13 protein-coding genes are annotated in these 20,711 nt (G+C 43.4%); 11 read left to right on the top strand and 2 right to left on the bottom strand.

Going from position 1 to position 20,711, the window contains the following annotated elements:
• The first annotated feature begins 40 nt into the window (after positions 1–40).
• Both ACTQ16_RS12850 and ACTQ16_RS12845 read left to right on the top strand, forming a co-directional pair.
• The gene (locus tag ACTQ16_RS12850) at positions 41–1,645 is read left to right on the top strand and encodes a helix-turn-helix domain-containing protein (protein WP_441937741.1); all 1,605 of its coding nucleotides are present in this window, start codon (positions 41–43) and stop codon (positions 1,643–1,645) included.
• Between the two features lie 179 nt (positions 1,646–1,824).
• Positions 1,825–4,362, top strand: coding sequence for a glycoside hydrolase family 31 protein (locus ACTQ16_RS12845; protein WP_441937739.1), 2,538 nt, complete (start codon positions 1,825–1,827; stop codon positions 4,360–4,362).
• Positions 4,363–4,554: 192 nt separating this feature from the next.
• Here ACTQ16_RS12845 and ACTQ16_RS12840 read toward each other — a convergent pair whose 3' ends face one another.
• Positions 4,555–5,718 carry an IS4 family transposase gene (locus ACTQ16_RS12840; protein WP_441937737.1) on the bottom strand — a complete coding sequence of 388 codons (1,164 nt, stop codon included), beginning with the start codon at positions 5,716–5,718 and terminating at the stop codon, positions 4,555–4,557.
• Positions 5,719–5,877: 159 nt separating this feature from the next.
• On the opposite strand from ACTQ16_RS12840, the gene ACTQ16_RS12835 reads away from it, so the two are divergent.
• The 7 genes from ACTQ16_RS12835 to ACTQ16_RS12805 all read left to right on the top strand — a co-directional run bounded on the left by ACTQ16_RS12835 (position 5,878) and on the right by ACTQ16_RS12805 (position 18,196).
• The gene (locus tag ACTQ16_RS12835) at positions 5,878–8,205 is read left to right on the top strand and encodes a TIM-barrel domain-containing protein (protein WP_441937735.1); all 2,328 of its coding nucleotides are present in this window, start codon (positions 5,878–5,880) and stop codon (positions 8,203–8,205) included.
• A gap of 74 nt (positions 8,206–8,279) precedes the next feature.
• Positions 8,280–9,242 (top strand): sugar-binding domain-containing protein, encoded by a 963-nt coding sequence (locus tag ACTQ16_RS12830; RefSeq protein ID WP_441937734.1) that lies wholly within the window; start codon positions 8,280–8,282, stop codon positions 9,240–9,242.
• A 48-nt stretch (positions 9,243–9,290) separates the two neighbouring features.
• Positions 9,291–10,691, top strand: coding sequence for a glycoside hydrolase family 2 TIM barrel-domain containing protein (locus ACTQ16_RS12825; RefSeq protein WP_441937733.1), 1,401 nt, complete (start codon positions 9,291–9,293; stop codon positions 10,689–10,691).
• A 440-nt stretch (positions 10,692–11,131) separates the two neighbouring features.
• Positions 11,132–11,419, top strand: coding sequence for a DUF5110 domain-containing protein (locus ACTQ16_RS12820; RefSeq protein ID WP_288963685.1), 288 nt, complete (start codon positions 11,132–11,134; stop codon positions 11,417–11,419).
• A gap of 112 nt (positions 11,420–11,531) precedes the next feature.
• Positions 11,532–14,138 (top strand): xylan 1,4-beta-xylosidase, encoded by a 2,607-nt coding sequence (gene xyl3A, locus ACTQ16_RS12815; RefSeq protein WP_441937730.1) that lies wholly within the window; start codon positions 11,532–11,534, stop codon positions 14,136–14,138.
• Between the two features lie 801 nt (positions 14,139–14,939).
• Positions 14,940–16,502, top strand: coding sequence for an ATP-binding protein (locus ACTQ16_RS12810; protein WP_006849129.1), 1,563 nt, complete (start codon positions 14,940–14,942; stop codon positions 16,500–16,502).
• A 122-nt stretch (positions 16,503–16,624) separates the two neighbouring features.
• Positions 16,625–18,196, top strand: coding sequence for an AAA family ATPase (locus ACTQ16_RS12805; RefSeq protein ID WP_441937728.1), 1,572 nt, complete (start codon positions 16,625–16,627; stop codon positions 18,194–18,196).
• Positions 18,197–18,259: 63 nt separating this feature from the next.
• Here the strand turns inward: ACTQ16_RS12805 and ACTQ16_RS12800 are convergent, their stop codons facing one another.
• The gene (locus ACTQ16_RS12800; protein WP_441937726.1) at positions 18,260–19,429 is read right to left on the bottom strand and encodes an ATP-binding protein; all 1,170 of its coding nucleotides are present in this window, start codon (positions 19,427–19,429) and stop codon (positions 18,260–18,262) included.
• 286 nt (positions 19,430–19,715) lie between these two features.
• Here ACTQ16_RS12800 and ACTQ16_RS12795 point away from each other — a divergent pair, with 286 nt between their 5' ends.
• Positions 19,716–19,862, top strand: coding sequence for a hypothetical protein (locus tag ACTQ16_RS12795; RefSeq protein WP_287562693.1), 147 nt, complete (start codon positions 19,716–19,718; stop codon positions 19,860–19,862).
• Positions 19,863–20,006: 144 nt separating this feature from the next.
• Positions 20,007–20,711: family 43 glycosylhydrolase (locus ACTQ16_RS12790; RefSeq protein ID WP_441937765.1), on the top strand; the 705-nt coding region annotated here is incomplete at its 3' end.

The following is a 20,711-nucleotide window of genomic DNA, read 5'->3' as shown; positions in this document are numbered from 1 at the left end:
TAAGCAAAATAGCAGCAATGAAAATAGACAATAAGGCTCTATGAGAAGTTATAAACCATATATCATCAAACTATGCATCGTTTTCCTCTGCTTTGGCGGCCGGATACTTACCAGCTCTGCCCAGAAGGTAGAGACAAACGATTATTTCTATGTACTCAATACCCAACAGGGGCTTTCTGATAACCATGTCCTACAGATGATGCAGTTGACAGATGGCAGATTGGCGGTGAGAACTCCCAAGGGAATCAATCTCTATGATGGAAGGCACTTCTCCTTGATTCCCCTTCCTGCAGAAAAGGCAGAAAACATCACGAAATACAAGGGGCAGACGCATCTTTATGCCGATAGCCAGGACAGGTTATGGGTAAAGGAATACCAGAAGATATTCTGTATTCTGCTTGCAGAGGGCAGAATTCTGGAACATCCCCTTGACGCTCTGTCTGGAAATGGAAAAGAGAATAAGATGAAAATGATGCGAAACGGCCCGACCCGGAATGACATTCAGGATCTGTTTGTAGATAGCAGGAAAAATGTATGGGTTGTTATGGGTGATTCGCTGCTCAATACGCAGGATGGCAATCTAATCCATTTGAAGAAGGAATGGGGGTGTCTGCAGGATCTGGATACCGATGGCAGACAGGTTTATGCTTTCATGGATTCAGGAATCGTGGCGGTTTTTCAGAATGATAAGCTGACCTATACCGCTTCTGCCTATTCAACAGCCGAAGCTCAGCATTATCAGAACACCTCACTCACCGTTCAGACACCGAGCGGACAGTTTTACCAGATAAGAACCGGACGTGATGAAAAGAACAAGACGGATGCTTCCATCTTCCTGCATTTTAATCCGGAAACCCGGAAATATTCCAGGATATACGCATGCGATTACCTCTTGCATACATTGAACATGTCATCAGACAATCAGGCTCTGATCAGCTGTCAGCATGGTTATCTGATGTTCGACTTCAAGTTGGGCACTACTCCACGCGAGGTAAAGGAATTGGCTTTGCCTGACGGAAAATCGCTCACCACAGGCATCAATACGGTTTATCGGGATAAGGAAGGAGCCATCTGGCTGGGAACCTATCACGATGGTCTGATTTATGTTTCACCAATGTTGGGCCTCTTCTTCACAATAGACCAACCCTGGTGGAAGTCGGGATGGGCGATAGCTGGCTTGGTGGTTTTCCTCGTGATTTTGGTGGGCATCATCACTCTTTATCTTCGTAGAGGAAAGAAAACAAATGTAATAAATACCGATTCCACAAAAGATGACATTCCTTCCTTGCCAGAGGATAGCCTGCTACCAGAAACAGCCGAGGCTGTCAATCGGGAACCCGAGCTGATTCTTCAGGTGCGTGCTCTGATAGAACAGCATCTTGAAGATGGCGAATATGGCGTGGAACAACTGGCACAGGATCTCTGTATGGAGCGGACAGGACTTTATAAAAAGCTGACGGCTCTGACCGATACTACTCCTGTGGCATTTATCCGCAGCATCCGCCTTCGTCGTGCAGCTGCCTTGCTTCAGGAAGGTAAGCAGTGTGTGAATGAAATTGCCGAGCGAACGGGCTTCAGCTCGCCCAGCTATTTCACCAAGTGTTTTAAGAAGGAATTTGGCGTATTGCCTTCCGAATATAGATAAATGATGCCGGAATAGCCCTGGAATGGGGCTTTTCCGGCATTTTTCAACAAATGTACCACTCGATTCATCATTTGTTTTATCCCTTTTCCACCATTTAGCATTACCTTTGCAACCGAAATACAATCTTATGTATTTGGAACAGTACAAATCATAAACCCTCTAATAAAATAAACAAAAGTATGCTAAAGAATTTATCTCTCATTGCCCTTTTGGGCTTCGCTGTAGTTGGCGTTCCTAGTGAACTCAGCGCCAAGAGCGTAAAGGTGGCAGGCACCCAGAAAGGTACGGCTGCCAAGTCTGTCACCCGTCAGGTGGCTCAGCAGAATGTAACCATCGAATTCTATTCTCCATCCATCGTCCGCATCTTGAAATCTGATGCTGGACTAGGTGCTCCTGTTCAGAAGAAAAGCTATTCTGTTGTTTTGAAACCTCAACAGATGAAGGACGTTCAAATACAGGAAAATGGTGATGTTGTAAAAATAAACTCTGGTTTTATCTCCGTAGAACTGAATCAGCAGACTGGCGAAATCCGCTTTCTTTCGAAGGATGGAAAGTTGCTGCTTACCGACACGAAGACCCGTCTGGAAGCCCGCAAGGATGAAGCCAACAAGGGCAAGTACCGCATAGAGCAGGACTTCCGTCTTGCTGATGACGAGGCAATCTATGGCCTGGGACAGTTGCGCGATGTTTACATGAATCAGCGTGGTCGCCAGAACATCGAACTCTGGAATCATAACACTTACATCGCCATCCCTTATTTCACCAGCGAGAAGGGCTATGGTCTTTACTGGGACAATGCGGGAAAAACCTATTTCAATGATGTAGTAGCATCCAAGGATAATGGCAACCAGCCATCATGCACTTCCTTTACCAGCGAAGTGGGAACCTGCGCCGACTACTATTTCATGTACAAGGATGGTACGCAGGATGGAGTCATCGCCAGCATCCGTGAACTGACCGGACAAGCTACGATGTTCCCGAAATGGGCGATGGGCTTCTGGCAATGCCGTGAACGCTATAAGACCAGCGATGAACTGGCAGGCGTATTGGATAAGTATCGCGAACTGAAGATTCCTACTGATGCCATCGTGCAGGACTGGCAGTATTGGGGATGCGACTCCAACTGGAATGCGATGAAATTCCAGAATCCATATTATATAAATAAGGTGGGCGACCCAGCCTATGCCAAGTATCTTCCTACCGATATGAAGCAGATGAAGGCGCAGGGAGAACCCCGCCTGAAGAGTCCGGAAGAGATGGTGAAGTATGTTCATAAGAACGATGCCCATCTGATGATTTCCATCTGGGCAAGTTTCGGTCCTTGGACAGATCAGTATCGTGAACTGAAGAAGATGAATGCCCTCCTTCCTTTTGAAACGTGGCCAAGAAACAGTGGCGTGATGCCATACGATGTCTTCAATCCGAAGGCTCGCAACCTCTATTGGAAGTATCTTACTCATCTCTACCAGATGGGATTTGATGCCTGGTGGACCGATTCTACGGAGCCAGACCATTTTGAGAAGCCGGGCGATGAGAACTATCAGACCTTCGATGGTTCATGGTTGGGAGTGAAGAACGCCTTCCCATTGTTGCACAACAAGAGCATCTACGAGCACCAGAGAGCGATGAAGGGCAACACAAAGCGTTCGCTCCAGATGACCCGAAGCGGCAGTCTCGGTATTCAGCATTATGGCACCATCTGCTGGAGTGGTGATGTGGTGGCTTCCTGGGACGAGATGAAGAATCAGATTCCATCGGGCTTGAACTTCTCGCTCTGCGGTATCCCATTCTGGAACACCGACCTGGGTGGTTTCTTCTACTGGGAGTTTGAACAGAATCCAAAGAACCCTGCCCTTCAGGAACTGCAGACCCGCTGGATGCAGTGGGGAACCTTCATGCCATTGATGCGCAACCACTGTTCTTCGCCGATGGTAAGCGAACTGTATGAATTCGGAAAGCCGGGCGACTGGGCTTATGATGCTATGATTAAGGCCATCAAGCTGCGCTATCGCCTTTTGCCTTATATCTACAGTACGGCTGGCGACTGTGTACAGAATAGCGGAAGCATGATGCGTGCCCTGGTAATGGATTATGCCCACGACAAGAAGGCTTCCCGCCTGAACGATGAGTATCTCTTTGGCCGCAACATTCTGGTGAAGCCGGTAACCGATCCTTTATACACCTGGAAGGATAAGGAGAAGAAGGGTCATACCATCTATCCTGATGTAAGGAAGGCAGCTGCGCCTGTGAATGTTTACTTGCCAAAGGGTAATAAATGGTATGATTTCTGGAGCAATGCCCAGTATGAGGGTGGTCAGGATATCCAGCGCCTTTGTCCTATCGACATCATGCCTGTATTCATCAAGGCAGGTACCATCCTGCCATTCGGTCCTGAAGTGCAGTATAGTTCAGAGAAGCCTTGGGATGAGCTGGAAATCCGTGTCTATCCTGGTGCAGACGGTTCGTTTACGCTCTATGAGGACGAGGGTGACAACTACAACTATGAGAAGGGTAAATTCTCTGAAATCAAGTTTGTTTGGAATGAAGCAGACAGAACCCTGAACATCGCTCCACGTAAGGGCAGCTATAAGGGAATGCTCCAGCATCGCAGATTCCACATCGTACTGGTGGATGCCAATAGTGGTGCGGGCGATCAGCCTATGCAGGCAAGCAAGAGTGTGGAATATGACGGAAAGGCTGTAAAGGTACAGATGTAATTTACATAATTGAAAGTATTTGATACTTGTGATAAAATAGTATTCTGCTTTTTTGTTTATTTCTGCAGCGCAAATAACAATTTAATATACTAATAGCTTAATAGTTACACAGTCCACTTTTACGGGACAGTAGTGACATTATTTATTTATTTTTTACATTAGTGTACAATAAAAATTGGACACGTTAATTAATTAATCAAACAGTCCCTTAAAAAGGGGATAATCGAGTTCTTTGACATCGTTGAAAATAGTCTTATCAAATAGATCTCTTAGGTGGGTTTTGTCCGTCAATGAAATGCTTAGAATCTGCAAAACTTCATATGTCGAGCGTTTCAATTGCATATCATGGTGCACAATAGCCACGAGACAATAAGTGATAATGGCAACACTAATCTGTATGCGTACAGCATTCTTCGTTGTGCCCCAGAATCTCTTTATCTTAAGATGCTGCTTTAGCCATTTGAAAAATAGCTCAACCAACCATCTTTTTTTATATAGATTCGCGACATCCAACGCAGAAAGATGCTTTGCATTCGTCAGAAAAGTAAACTCACGATCATCTTCTTCATCGTAGTATCGAATGAATCTGAATGATTCAGGATACTTCTTTTCGGAAAGATATCCTGTTAGTTTTACTTCTGCATCAGTTAGTACATTCTTTGGCATTCTTCGCTTCCATTTTACCATTTTGTACTTCAAGTTCGTTTTGGCTCTGACTACATAGTAGGAACCTGTAAGATGAATCTTATAAAGTTCCTTGAAAGTATCATAAGCCCTATCGAAAATGTAGTAACTGTTTGGTTCATACGTAATTGAAGACATTGCTGTAGAATCATGCTTTGATGCTGTGGTCACAGTATAGAAAGCTGGAACTTGTGCTTCTACGTCATATAAGACATGTGCTTTGACTCCTCCTTTCTTACTTCTGAACTTTGCCCATGGAAAAGTTGCAAGACACAATGGAATAGTTGTCGAATCAAAAGCATACTTCTTTCCTGGTATATTCAAAATGTTGGTTTCTCGTTTTTTGCAAGTTTCCTTCATCATATAGAATGCAAAGTCTTCGAAAATCCTGTAATCACGAGTCTGATTGGCATAAGCAAGAGTTGCTTTTACGATAGTATTACGTCCAAGTCCCAGATGATATTGCTTAGCTCGATGAGCTTCCAATGCAACTATCAAGTCACGTAAACTCTCACGATTGCTCAGTTGCCCAAACATCATTGCAAGAAGCTGGTTCCAGCAAGTGAAGTGTTTCACGTATCGGTTGCCATCATACTTGCGTACGTAGTTGTTGAACTGAGTTCTATTCAGAAATGCAGTAAGTTGAGCGAAAACATATTTGTCTTGAAACATAGTAGCCAATTCTTTTTGGCTGCAAAGTTACAAAATCAAGTCCGTTTCATTGCAAAATACTGCATAAAAGACTATAATTCAACTGTTTCAAAGATCGAATTGCCCTTTTTTATTGGACAGTAGTGTATTTTTTATTAAAACAATGAAGAAACTTTTTTTATGGCTGTAATTGCCATTTTTTCTTCGCCAGGCTTGCTGGCACAGAAAATTGAATTCTATACCCCTGGTATAGTGAGGGTTACAAAAGATAATGGAGCGGATGCTTCTAAGAATGTATCTCTTGTAGTCACTGCTGCTCCTGAAAATGTTGCAGTAGTAAAAAAATCAGAGGATGGTAAAACTGTATATACTACAGACCAGCTCACAGTCACAGTGGATAACGGTAAGGTGTCTTTTTCCGACTCAAAAGGTAATCTCTTGATGACCGAAGGCGAATATGCTTTCACACCTCGCCATACTGGTCCTGACTGTAATTCTTATAAGGTAAAGCAAACATTCTCGGTAGAACCTGACGAGGCTATATACGGTATCGGTATGCTTCAAAACGGCAAACTAAATCAGCGCGGCGAGCAACGTCGTATGGAACAGACTAATACCGAGGACTATGCTCACTTCTATCAGAGTATCAAAGGTTACGGCGTATACTGGGATAATTATTCTCCAACGTTCATATCGGTACCCGAAAAAGGCAAGGCCGATGAACTTGTTCTCGAATCGGAAGTCGGTGATATCATAGACTACTATTTCATCTACGGCGGCGACGCCGACGGTGTAATAGCCGGTATGCGTCATCTTTCTGGTAAAGTGCCTATGGCTCCCCTTTGGACCTATGGTTTTCATCAGAGCCGCGAACGCTATGCAACACAATCTGAATTACTTGAGGTTGTGGATAAATATCGCGACCTGAAAATCCCCTATGATGGTATTGTACAGGACTGGGAATACTGGGGCAATCCTTACCTTTGGAATGCAATGGAATTCCTTGCAGAAGGTTTTCCCGAACCTCAGAAGATGATCGATCATGTACATGATCAGAATGCTCATATAAGCGTATCTGTATGGCAGTCTTTTGGCATAGGTACAAAACCTTATCGCGAACTGGCTCGCAAAGGTCACCTGCTTGATTTTGAGACATTCCCTCCCAGTGGTCTCCCAGGCTGGCCTCCTCGCGATGATTATCCCAGCGGTTCAAGAGTCTATGACGCGTATAGCGCTGAAGCCCGTGACATATATTGGAAAAATCTCTCACGTCTCCACCGTATGGGCGTTGATTGCTGGTGGATGGACTCTACCGACCCCGATTTCTATAACGAAAACGACCGCGACCTTGATGTGCCAACGGCGCTCGGATCACTGCGATCGGTGCGCAATGCATATCCTCTTATGACTGTAGAGGGCGTGTACAACCATCAGCGCAATGTCGACAGCACCAAGCGCGCATTTATTTTTACGCGTTCCTATTTTGCAGGTCAGCAGCGCACAGGTGCCAATACATGGAGTGGTGACGTAGCTTCGACATGGGATGCAATGCGTAAGCAGATACCTGTGTGCCTGAACTTTACCCTGACAGCTAATCCAAATGTTCATTCAGACATAAGTGGTTTTCTTGCCAACGACTACAATACAAATGGTTGGGCTTCAGCAAAAGACAATCCTCAGTTCCGAGAACTATATGTAAGATGGATGCAGCTTGGCGCATTCATGACAATGATGCGAAGCCATGGTACAGGAGCTCCCCGTGAAATATATCTCTATGGAAAAAAGGGAGAACCTGTTTATGACGCCCTTGTAGATGCTGTAAAACTACGCTATCGTTTCCTACCGTATATATATAGCCACGCCTGGCAAGTGTCAAAAAATGATGATTCGTTCATGAGAGCTCTCTTCATGGACTTTAAAAACGATAAAAACACATGGGATATAAACGATGAATTTATGTTTGGCCGCAATGTGCTAGTTTGTCCTGTAGGCAGAGCGCTCTTTACTCCTGAAGAGATCGACAAATCCGGGAAATTTGCAGAAGTTGACTGGAATGCCACCAAGACCTATGATGTATATCTTCCCGAAGGAATACGCTGGTATGATTTCTGGACAGGAGATTTATTTGACGGCGGGCAGACTATTGCTGCCGATGCACCTATTTCAAGATGTCCGTTATATGTTAAGGAGGGTAGTATTCTCACATTAGGTCCTGACGTACAGTATGCCAATGAAAACAAATACGATAATATTGACATAGTCGTATATCCCGGAAAAGATGCTTCATTCCTGCTTTATGAGGACGAGGGTGACAATTATAATTACGAAAAGGGCAAATATTCTACTATTCCCTTGAAATGGAATGATAAAGCCAAGAGGCTTACAATAGGCAAACGCAGTGGATCTTTTGACGGCATGCCTCTCTCTCGCAAGTTTAATGTAAAGATTGTCGGTGATGATAAAGTCAGAGAGATACGCTACAAAGGAAATCAGATTTCAGTGAAATAAGCCTCTGACTTCATTTAATCTTTAAAAGGGGGATACGGGAATACTTATCCCCCTTTATGTTTACAGCTAAATTTATGAATATATTAAGATATATTTTCTCAATTTATGTGGTTATGCTTACACCGGCATTGGTAATCAATGCCAAATCAAACATTACTGCAATAAACTCTACGCAAAGAAAACAACTGATTGACGATGCGTGGCTATTCACCCTTGTACAAAACGATAAAGGAGAGCAGGTGCCAACCAGTTTCCAGATGGTTGATCTACCTCATGACTGGAGTATATTGAATGACTTTACCGAAGACGCTGCCATGGGTAATGACGGCGGGTACCTTCCTGCAGGTAAAGGTTTGTATAAGAAAACATTGGTAGCAACATACGATGATATAAGCAAAGGTAGACATCTGCTGTATCTTGAGGGAGCGTATATGGACGCCCATGTCTTTGTAAACGATTCATTAGTAGGCCATAGACCATATGGATATTCATCTGTGTTATATGACCTTTCCTCATATCTCAAACCGGGCGAGAATGAGCTGTCGATTTCTGTAGACAATTCACAACAAAGAAACGCACGATGGTACACAGGTTCGGGAATATATCGTCATGTGTGGCTGTTGAATCTGCCAAACACGCATGTGAAGCCATGGTCGGTTTATATCACCACGCCCAAGGTAGAGAAATATAGATCCACAGTCAAGGCTTCGTTTGATGTAAACGGTCAATCCGACGGATTCACAGCAAGGGTTTATATAAAGAATTCCGATGGCAAACTGCTATATGAAACCAATACTCCTATAAACAGTGAGTCGAACAACGTAGAGTTTAAAGATGTCCCCTTAAAACTTTGGGATATTGACTCTCCATATATTTACACGTTGGAAATTTGTCTTAAAGACAAAGATGGAAACATGATTGATACTGTTGACGAAACTTTCGGCGTGAGAAAGATTGAATACTCGGTATCTGAAGGGTTCAAATTAAATGATAGACCAGTATTGTTGACTGGTGCGTGTGTACATAGTGATAACTGACTTATCGGAGCAAGAAGCTATGACGCTGCAGAAGCCCACAAGGTTAAAATGCTTAAGGAGGCTGGATTCAATGCCGTTCGTACGAGCCATAACCATCCAGCACCGTCATTTCTTGACGAGTGTGACCGTCAGGGAATCCTCGTTATTGACGAAGCTTTTGATGGATGGCGTTGGGAGAAAAGACCGTTTGATTATTCCAAACACATTGATCAGTGGTGGGACGCCGACCTCAAGTCTCTCGTGCTCCGTGATAGAAATCACCCGTCCATAATATGCTGGAGTATCGGCAATGAAGTAATAGAGCGTAAGCAGATTGAAGTAGTGAAGACTGCTAAAAAACTTGCTGACCTTTGCCGGGAACTCGACCCGGCACGTCCTGTGACAAGTGCTCTGTGTACCTGGGACAATGAGTGGGACATTTTCGACCCTTTGGCAGCCGAACTTGACATAGTAGGTTATAATTATCTAATGCATAAGGCCGAAGATGATCATAATCGTGTGCCCGACAGAATCATGTGGCAGACGGAGTCTTATCCCCACGATGCTTTTGACAACTGGAGTAGAACTGCGAACCTTCCTTATGTGATAGGTGATTTCGTATGGACCGGAATTGACTATTTGGGCGAATCAGGAATAGGAAAGTATTATTATGCAGGTGAAAATAATACCGAATTTTTTGTAAGTGCTCAATGGCCCTGGCATTCTTCATATTGTGGAGATATCGACCTGATATGGCAGCGCAAGCCTATATCTCACTATCGAGAAATTCTTTATAGTGATAAGCCTTCATTATTCATGTATGTGAAAGAGCCAGAGGGGTATTATGGCTCTATAAATGAAAGTATGTGGGGAACTTATCCTTCATGGGAAAGCTGGACATGGCCCGGATATGAAGGCAAATCTATAGAAATAGAAGTTATTACCAAATTCCCTGCTGTAAGACTTTATGTGAATGGCTCAGAATATGATACCAAAAAAGTAACATATGACACAAGGTATAAAGCAGTATTCAGCGTGCCCTATGAGGCGGGTAATATAAAAGCTGTAGCCCTGGATAAAAATGGCGATGAGACTGATTATTTATCAATCATGGAAACAGCCGGGAATCCAGCGGCTGTCAAGCTTACCGCAAATAGAAATATCCTTACAGCGAACAATCAGGATCTTATATTTGTGTTGGCAGAGGTCGTTGATAAAAATGGGAATTTAGTCCCTATTGCCGACAATGAAATAACTTTTTCAGTGCTTGGTGAAGGAGAATTGATTGGATCTGGAAGTGCAGACCCCAAATCAACTCAGGGCTATCATCGCCCAAACCATAAAGCATGGAAAGGGAAAGTCGGTGCTGTAATTAAGTCTACCGGTAAGCCCGGTAATGTTATTATTAAGGCTGAAGCCAAAGGTCTTAAGGTTGCACAAATAAAACTCAAGTCACAACGTCAGAAATGAAAGCTATATCTGTGATAATGTCTTTAATCATTATCCCTGCAATGGGAGTTAAGGCAGAGATGCCTATATATCAGAATGATTCATATCCAATAGAGGAACGTGTGGAAGATGCTCTGTAAGCATCCCAAATTTGACGTATTTTAGGAGTGCAAAGAATGTTGTACCTTTGCACTCCTAAATATTTAATTGATAGGGTGTCCAGTTTGTTGTACCAATTTTAGCTCACTTTCCTAAGCGTTTTGGTTCGTTCTGTAACCCAGTTTTTGGACAAATGCTCGGTTGACCAAGTACTGATGTACTTCAGTTTAACATTTACAATGCGCTCTTTGAAATTAATTGTTTTTGTAACGGATTCGTTCGAGACTTTTGGATATAACGATATCGTCAGAACAAAAGACGTTACACCGTACAGCTTGTTCGGTGACTTTTTGCTCTTATAGATGCCAAAAGTAGATTCAATGATGTCGGATGATATATTGATGCTCTATGAGGATGAGGGCGACAACTATAATTACGAGAAGGGTAAATTCTCGGAAATCCAGTTTGTATGGAATGAAGCAGACAGAACCCTGAACATCGCTCCACGCAAGGGCAGCTATAAGGGAATGCTCCAGCATCGCAGATTCCATATCGTACTGGTGGATGCCGATAGTGGAGCGGGCGATCAGCCTATGCAGGCAAGCAAGAGTGTGGAATATGACGGAAAGGCTGTAAAGATACAGATGTAATTTACATAATTTAAAGTATTTGATACTTGTGATAAAATAGTATTCTGCTTTTTTGTTTACCTTTGCAGTGCAAATAACAATTTAATATACTAATAGCTTAATAGTAATTACAATGAACAAGAATGTTATATACGCAGCTTTGATGTTTGTGGTAACTATGTCCTCCGGCAATGCCTCAGCGCAGCAGTTGCCTTATCAGAATCCAGCCCTCTCGGCTCATGAAAGAGCGGTAGATTTATGTGGTCGTCTCACTTTGGAAGAGAAAGCTTCTCTGATGCTGGATGATTCACCGGCTATCCCACGATTGGGAATCAAGAGATTCCAGTGGTGGAGCGAGGCACTGCATGGTGTGGCGAACATGGGAGATGTAACCGTCTTTCCGGAACCTATCGGAATGGCAGCTTCGTTTAACGACAGAATGGTGTATAGAGTCTTTGATGCAACTTCTGATGAGATGCGTGCCAAATGGAATGAACTGCAGCAGAAGGGAGGAGATGTAACCCGTTTCCATGCCCTCTCGGTCTGGACTCCAAACGTGAATATCTTCCGTGATCCTCGCTGGGGACGTGGACAGGAAACCTATGGTGAGGATCCTTATCTTACCAGTAGGATGGGATGTGCCGTGGTGCGCGGATTGCAGGGACCTGAAGATACTAAATACCGCAAACTCTTGGCTTGTGCCAAGCACTATGCAATTCATAGCGGACCAGAATGGGCTCGCCATACAGACAATATTACCGATGTTACACCGCGCGACCTTTGGGAAACTTATATGCCTGCCTTCAAATCACTGGTGCAGGATGCCAAGGTGCGTGAGGTGATGTGTGCCTATCAGCGTTGGGATGATGAACCATGCTGCGGCAACACCCGCCTTTTGCAGCAGATTCTCAGGGATGAGTGGGGATTCAAGTACCTGGTAGTTTCCGACTGTGGTGCTGTTACTGATTTCTGGGAGAATCATAAGGTTTCAAGCAATGCCAGAAATGCAGCAGCTAAGGGTGTATTGGCTGGAACCGATGTAGAATGTGGATTTAATTATATATATAAATCGGTGCCTGAGGCTGTGAAGTATGGTGCCCTGACTGAAGAAGAAGTTGATAAGCATGTGATTCGTCTGCTCGAAGGTCGTTTCGACTTGGGTGAGATGGATGACAACAAGATAGTATCATGGTCGAAGATTCCTGTATCTGTACTTTGCAGCAAGGCGCATCGCCAGCTCTCGCTCGATATGGCTCTGCAGACCATGACGCTGCTCCAAAACAAGAATGAGGTATTACCTCTTGATAAAAAGGTAAAGAAGATTGCTTTCATCGGACCAAATGTGGATAACGAACCGATGATGTGGGGAAACTATAATGGTACTCCACGACAGACAATTACCATCCTGGATGGTATCAAGAGTCGTTTGAAGAAAAACCAGGTCGTCACCTTTAAAGGGTGCGACCTGGTGAACGACCAGACTTTGGATTCTTACTTCGACCAGTGTAGCATGGATGGCAAGATGGGCTTTAAGGGCACTTTCTGGAACAATCGTGAAATGGAAGGTAAGCCTGTTACCATCACCCAGGAAAAGAATCCTGTGCAGGTAACTACCTATGGTCAGCATGCCTTTGCTCCAAACGTGAAGCTCACAGGATTTTCTGCCAAGTATGAAACCGTATTCCGTCCTAAGCAGAACGCCAAGGTATTACTCGATGTGGCTGCCTGCGGTCATTATGAGGTTTATCTGAATGGTGAGAAAAAATCAGAAAAGAGCGATTGGCGTACTGCAGAATCCCGCATCGAGTTTGAGGGCGTGAAAGGTAAGGAGTATCAGATAGAAATACGCTATGCGGAAATGCCAAATTATAATGCCAATATGAAGTTCAATATCGGGCATGAGAATCCTATCGACTATCAGGCTTCGCTCAAGCAGTTGAAGGATTGCGAGACTGTAGTCTTCGTAGGTGGCATCTCTCCACAGTTGGAAGGTGAGGAAATGCCTATCGAGATTCCTGGCTTCAAGGGTGGTGACCGCACCAACATAGAATTGCCAAAGGTTCAGCGCAATTTCCTGAAGGCTTTAAAGGAGGCGGGCAAAAAGGTTGTCTTTGTCAACTGTTCGGGTTCGGCTATCGCCTTGACTCCAGAGACAGAGAGTTGCGATGCTATTCTCCAAGCCTGGTATCCTGGTCAGGAAGGTGGTGAGGCAGTGGCTCGTGTACTCTTCGGAGAGTACAATCCTGCCGGCAAGTTGCCTATTACGTTCTATAAAAATTCAGAGCAGTTTCCTGATTTCAAGGACTACAGTATGAAGGGCAGAACCTATCGTTATATGAACGATGCGCTCTTCCCATTCGGTTATGGCTTGAGCTATACTTCTTTCCGTATTGGCGATGCTACACTTTCCAACTCTATCCTGAAGAAGGGTGAGAAGATTACGCTGAAGGTACCGGTAAGTAATGTTGGCAAGAAAGATGGAACCGAGGTGGTGCAGGTGTATGTGAAAGACCCTTCTGACACCGATGGCCCATTGAAGAGCTTGAAGGCTTTCGAGAGAGTGGAGGTGAAGGCAGGAAAGACTGCTGAGGCTGTCATCACGCTGGATAGCAGAAACTTCGAACTCTTCGATGCTGCAACCAATACCGTCCGTGCCAAGGCAGGTAACTATGAGGTTTATTACGGCAGCAGTTCAGCTGATAAGGATTTGAAGAAACTGGATGTTTCTATAGAATATTAAGTAACTTGAGAAAATCATCAAGGAGCTGAGTAAATATGAAAAGAGGGTGTGTCATAAGTCCATGACACACCCTTCTCGGTCGCCGTGGACATGCTAAATATCGCAAAGAATCAAAAGAATATTGCCCAAAAATGAGTCCGATGTTTGGGCACTCGTTGCCCGCTTTATGGGCAGTGGTTGCCCAGCACAGGGGCTGCAGATGCCCACTTGGTGGGCTACGGATGCCCGTGTAACGGGCACAGAAAGACCAACCGAAGGGCATAAAGGGACCATCTGATGAACTGACTTTTCCTGATTTTAGTAGATGCTTTTTTACTTTATAAACTAGAAAGGTAGACACTATCAATTTCATAAAACTGAAATAATAGACGCATTAGCTAAAAGTTCAGTCAATGATACTTCCATGATACATCAATGAGACTTCTCGGCGCTAAAACCGAGAAGTATCATTGTTATTAATTCTTTATATATCAGGTATTTAAGCCGTGCTTTTTGGGTAAAAATGAGACTATGAGACTTTTTTCGCTAAAAAACTTTTTCACGTAAGCGATTGGTGCCTATAAAAGATGAAAAACTCCCAAAATGTTTGGAGATTTAACCAAAACACCTCATCTCATTTTATGACGCACCCTCTTCTTACTTGTTACATCCTATAAACTCTTTGATAAACGTTGATAAAGTGATAAAATTCCCTTCAAGGTATTGGGTACACAGTTCTATACAGAATAAATCCCGAAATCGCTTGGCGGTTTCGGGATTTTTGCTTATCTTTGCCAACGTAAATAGTAAATTGTTGATAATATGGCAACGAAGTTATATCCAATAGGCATGCAGACTTTCTCTGAGATTCGAGAGGAGGACTTTCTCTATGTAGATAAGACGGAGTACATCTATCGTATGACTCATACGAGTGGAAAGTATTTCTTCTTGAGTCGTCCACGTCGTTTCGGAAAGTCACTCCTCGTCTCTACTATGCAGAGCTATTTCGAGGGAAAGAAGGAATTGTTCAAGGGATTGGCAGTTGAAAAATTAGAAAAGGAGTGGACGGAATACCCTGTCCTCCATTTTGACATGAGCGGTGGCAAGCACATGGAACCAGAGCAGCTGGAATTGTATTTGGGCTATATCCTGGAAGATCAAGAGAAGAAATGGGGTATAAACGAGCCACGTATCGGGGCAAATAACCGACTCATCGACCTCATCAATACTGCTTATGAGAAGAGCGGAAAACAAGTGGTTGTGCTCATCGATGAATATGATGCGCCTATGCTGGATGTGGCTCACGAGAAAGAGCAACTGGATGTGTTGCGCAATATCATGCGTAACTTCTTTAGTCCTCTGAAATATAGTGAGGCAAAACTGCGTTTTCTTTTCCTTACAGGTATCACCAAGTTCTCGCAAGTTAGCATCTTCAGTGAACTGAACAATATCACAAATGTGTCGATGGACGATGAATATGCAGGAATCTGCGGCATCACCAAAGAAGAACTTCTGGAAAATATGTCGGATGACATCGATATGCTTGCTGACGCACTTGGATATTCTAGAGAAATGATGATTGCAAAGCTCAAGGAGAATTATGATGGCTATCATTTCTCTAAAAAATCGCCAGACGTTTTCAATCCATACAGTCTGCTCAACTGTTTCTCGAAAAAGGAATTGGGGGCATTCTGGTTCAGTTCTGGTACGCCAACTTATCTTATTAATATGTTGAGGCAGTTTGGCGTGTTGCCAACGGAGATAGCCCCGACAGAAGCAGTCAGCTCATCCTTTAATGCACCAACGGAGAATATGAAGACCATCACGCCGTTGCTCTACCAGAGTGGATATGTTACCATTAAGGAGTACGATCCGGAAACGAGGATTTATACTCTAGATATTCCAAACAAGGAAATCAAGGTAGGGTTGTTTGATAATCTTCTGCCAAACTACGTGGATGGTGTCTCTGCCGAACGGGGCAATGTGGCAATAGCCAAAATGGCATTGCTTATTGGCAAGCGCAACATGGATGGTGCTTTGCATCTGTTGCAAGACTTCCTGGGTACGGTGCCATACTGCAACGTGACCAATTATGAGGGGCATTATCAGCAGATGCTCTTCATCATCTTTACTCTCTTAACCAATTACCTGGTGGATGTGGAGGTGCATACGCCACGTGGCAGGGTAGATATTGTACTCCTTACCAAGACCGACCTCTATGTGGTTGAATTGAAGCTGAATAAGAGTGCTCAGGCGGCAATGCAGCAAATCAATCTGAAGAACTATCGCCAGCGATTCGCTCTTTGTGGCTTGCCAATTACCAAGGTTGGCATCAATTTCGATTCTACCCAAGGTACTATTGAGGATTGGGTGATAGAGGCATGAGCATCTGAGAGATAGGTAAAAAAATAAAAGAGGGTGTGTCAACATAATAAATCCCGAAATCGCTTGGCGGTTTCGGGATTTTTGCTTATCTTTGCCAACGTTAAAGGTAAATAGTTGATAATATGGCAACGAAGTTATATCCAATAGGCATGCAGACCTTCTCTGAGATTCGAGAGGAGGACTTTCTCTATGTAGATAAGACGGAGTTCATTTATCGTATGACTCATACGAGTGGAAAGTATTTCTTCTTGAATCGTCCACGTCGTTTTGGAAAATCACTCCTCGTCTCTACTATGCAGAGCTATTTCGAGGGAAAGAAGGAACTCTTTAAGGGGCTTGCCATCGAAAAGTTAGAAAAAGATTGGACGAAATACCCTGTACTTCATTTTAGTTTGGCAGGTGGAAAGCACATGGAGAAAGACCAATTGGTGCGCTATCTCTTGTATATATTGAATGCAAATGAAGAAAAATTTGGCATCGTCAATGAGTCTCCTGACCCGAATATCCGTATGTTTAATTTGATAAAAACAGTATATGAACAGACTGGGCAGAAGGTCGTTGTGCTCATCGATGAATACGATGCTCCTTTGCTTGATGTGGTACATGAGGATACCAGCTTGGGCGTCTTAAGGGAGGTGATGCGCAATTTCTATAGTCCCCTAAAGGATAGCGACCGAATGCTGCGTTTCGTCTTCTTGACAGGCATCACCAAGTTCTCGCAACTTAGTATATTCAGTGAACTCAATAATATCACAAATGTGAGTATGGATACAGAATATGCTGGCATTTGCGGCATTACCAAGGAGGAACTTGTGACAGAAATGCATGAAGATATTCAGCAGATGGCAGATGTGTTGGGCTTGTCGTATGATAAAACTTTGGAAAAGTTGAAGGAAAATTATGATGGCTATCATTTCGCTTGGCCTTCTTCTGACATATTCAATCCATACAGTTTGCTCACTTGCTTTTCAAAGCGAAAGGTTGATTCCTATTGGTTTGGCTCAGGCTCTCCTACTTATCTCCTTAATATGATGCGGAAATATGACTTTACACCGATTGACCTGGGTGAACAGATGGATGCATCAAAGGATGATTTCGATGCAGCCACTGAGACGATGACTACTATCATGCCTTTGCTTTATCAGAGTGGTTATATCACAATCAAGAATTATGATCCTGAAACGGAACTCTATACCTTGGCTCTGCCTAACAAAGAAGTGAGGATAGGTTTGTATCGCAGTATGTTGCCGCATTATTTGGCGGCAAAGTCTGCAATGTGCAATACGACCGTGGCCAAGATGTCGGCTCTTATCAATAAGGGTAACATGGATGGTGCTCTTCTGCTATTGAAAACGTTCTGGGAGACGGTACCTTATTGCGATAATACCGATTATGAGGGGCATTATCAGCAGACAATGTATATCATCTTTGCCCTGCTTGCGAATTTCCGTATATTGGTGGAACAGCATACTTTCCGGGGAAGAACAGACATTACGATGGAAACAAAGGATACCATCTATGTGATAGAACTGAAATTTAATAAGTCGGCACAAGAGGCTCTTGACCAAATTAACAACAAGCATTATGCTGATGCTTTTGCCCTAAGAGGCAAAACCGTGGAAAAGATTGGTATGAACTTTATGATTGATGAAGATAAGACTCTCGTATTGGATTGGTGGAAGTTTGGGGAGTAGCAACAGAAAAAATGACCTTGCAAAAAATGCGGAGTCATCTTTTCTATAATAAAGGATTATCTATCAATAGAGCATGCCAAACATCCATAACGGAATGATGTTGCCATAGCCCGTTTCTATATCATCCTTTACCACATATCCATTCTCTATGTTCTGTAGCTGATTTTGCTTTTTCTTCTTTCCGCCAACCTCGAATGTATATTTCCCGTCAATCAGAAAATCTGATATAGGGGATACTGTGACAGGCATGAGAGAGCGTGTCTGATTGAAGAAGAAAGTTTCTCTAACTGTTCCTATCTCCACACTCTTTCCAGCAAGGGTATAAATGAGTGTTGGATTATCCAGATAGATCTTATCCACTTTGCCTAAACCTTGAATGCCACCTGTTGAAGTACGGAGTTGCCCTATAAGTCCTGCTTTCTCCAAGTAGGCGCAAAGGTCGGCTATATTGTTTCTTGAAACTTCAAGTTGACCTCCTATCTGGCTCATGTTAGGCTTGAATGGCGCACTTTGAGCGATGATGGCAAGTAGTCTTTTGAGCTTTCTTGCTGTTGAAACCGTAAGGTCTGCATATTGCGGAATATCGGTTTCTATCGTTGCATTGACTACTTGCTGAATATACATTCTGATGTCGCCATCAGAAAAAGGATAATATCCTCGTTGCAGATAGTCAGCGAAATGTTCTAGAGGCAAGAAACCATTTGGTATATCGACTTCCTGTTGCATGAGCTGGTCTAACGTACATACAGGAAAATGGATTCCATGAAAGAGTTCCAGATATTCGCGATACGAGAGTCCTTGAATCTTGTACATAAGTGCACGACGGCTCAGGTCAAATGCCCCCTTTGCTATGTCGAGAACTGATGACCCTGTAAACATTATATGGAGTTCAGAATGATAATCATATATCAATTTCAGCTCCCTTGCCCAATCCTTGTATTTATGGATTTCATCAATGAAAAGATACTTTCCTCCCATCTTTGCAAATGAATCTGCCAGTTCGGTGAGTCTGTGACTGGCAAAATAAAAATCTTCTGCCTGTACATAGAGAGTGTCTTTTCTTGGTAGTTGTTCTTTGATGTGTTGAAGCACCAAAGTTGTTTTACCGACACCTCTTGGTCCCATTAATCCAATCATACGAGCATCCCAATTGATGCGATTATACATATAGCGATGAAACGTAGTATGCGTTTCTCTCAGCAATTTGTCGAATGTTGCTTGTAATTGTTCCATATTATGGCTGTTATATTGTTCTTTATGGGTGCAAATATACGAATTAAATACGAAATTGCACTCTACTCAGTGCAATTTTTAACGTAAATTGCACTCTACTTAGTGCAATTTATGAATATATATAAGGTTGTAGCGATAAAATACTTAGAGAAGCAAATTTGATTTTCCTCTTACGCGGCTACTTTAGAGCTTTAGTTAAAAATCCTAACTCATAGCTTTCTCCTCTAAAACTCACCGTTTCTTGGGTCTGAAGTCTGCGTTTTCTATTTGGGAACTCATTGACAGGATGGAAATCCTTGTATTTCTTGTTTTTTTTCTTGTTGGGTATCGCAAGTTTCACATCGTGTTGGAGGGTACTGATAGCAGTGCAGGCAATCAGCCTATGCTGGCAAGCAAGAGTGTGGAATATGACGGAAAAGCAGTAAGGCTGTAAAGGTACAGATGTAAGTGTTACATCATTTAAACTATTTGAAACATGTGAAAAAGTAGAATTCTGCTTTTTTGCTTACCTTTGCAGCAACAAATAACAATTTAATATACTATAATTAATTTAAATCATAAAATGACCAGATACAGAATGATTTTATCCCTGCTTTTGGCTGGCATGGGAACTGCAGCAACAGCACAGAACATCAACTTGCCAATCATCCAGACCAAGTACACGGCCGATCCTGCACCTTATGTGCACAACGATACGGTATATCTCTATACCACCCACGATGAGGATGGGGCTGAGGGGTTCCTGATGAAAGACTGGCTGCTCTATACCTCAACGGATATGGTAAACTGGCAAGACCGTGGTGCCGTAGCCTCATTGAAAGACTTCAAGTGGTTCAAGGGCGAGAATGGTGCCTGGGCAGAGCAGGTCATCGAGCGCAATGGCAAATGGTATATGTATTGTCCTATCCACGGTCATGGCATCGGAGTGCTGGTAGCAGATAGTCCATACGGACCGTTTAAGGATCCTATCGGAAAGCCTTTGGCATGGGAGGGCGACTGGTTCGACATCGACCCTACCGTATGGATAGATGATGATAATCAGGCTTACATGTATTGGGGCAACCCGGAGTTGAAGGCAGTGAAACTGAACGAGGACATGATTTCTTATTCTGATTCCATCATGCACTTTTCGAAGATTCAGGATTATCAGGAAGGTCCTTGGTTCTGGAAACGCAATGGCAATTATTATCTGGCTTATGCTTCTACCTGCTGTCCTGAGGGCATCGGTTATGCGATGAGCAAGAATCCGCTCGGACCGTGGGAATATAAGGGACATATCATG

Origin of the sequence: Prevotella sp. LCP21S3_D2 (genome assembly GCF_052118345.1) — a bacterium.
GTDB lineage: Bacteria > Bacteroidota > Bacteroidia > Bacteroidales > Bacteroidaceae > Prevotella.
The sequence above is the reverse complement of the archived record's forward strand: the minus strand, read 5'-3'. Positions and strand labels throughout refer to the sequence as shown.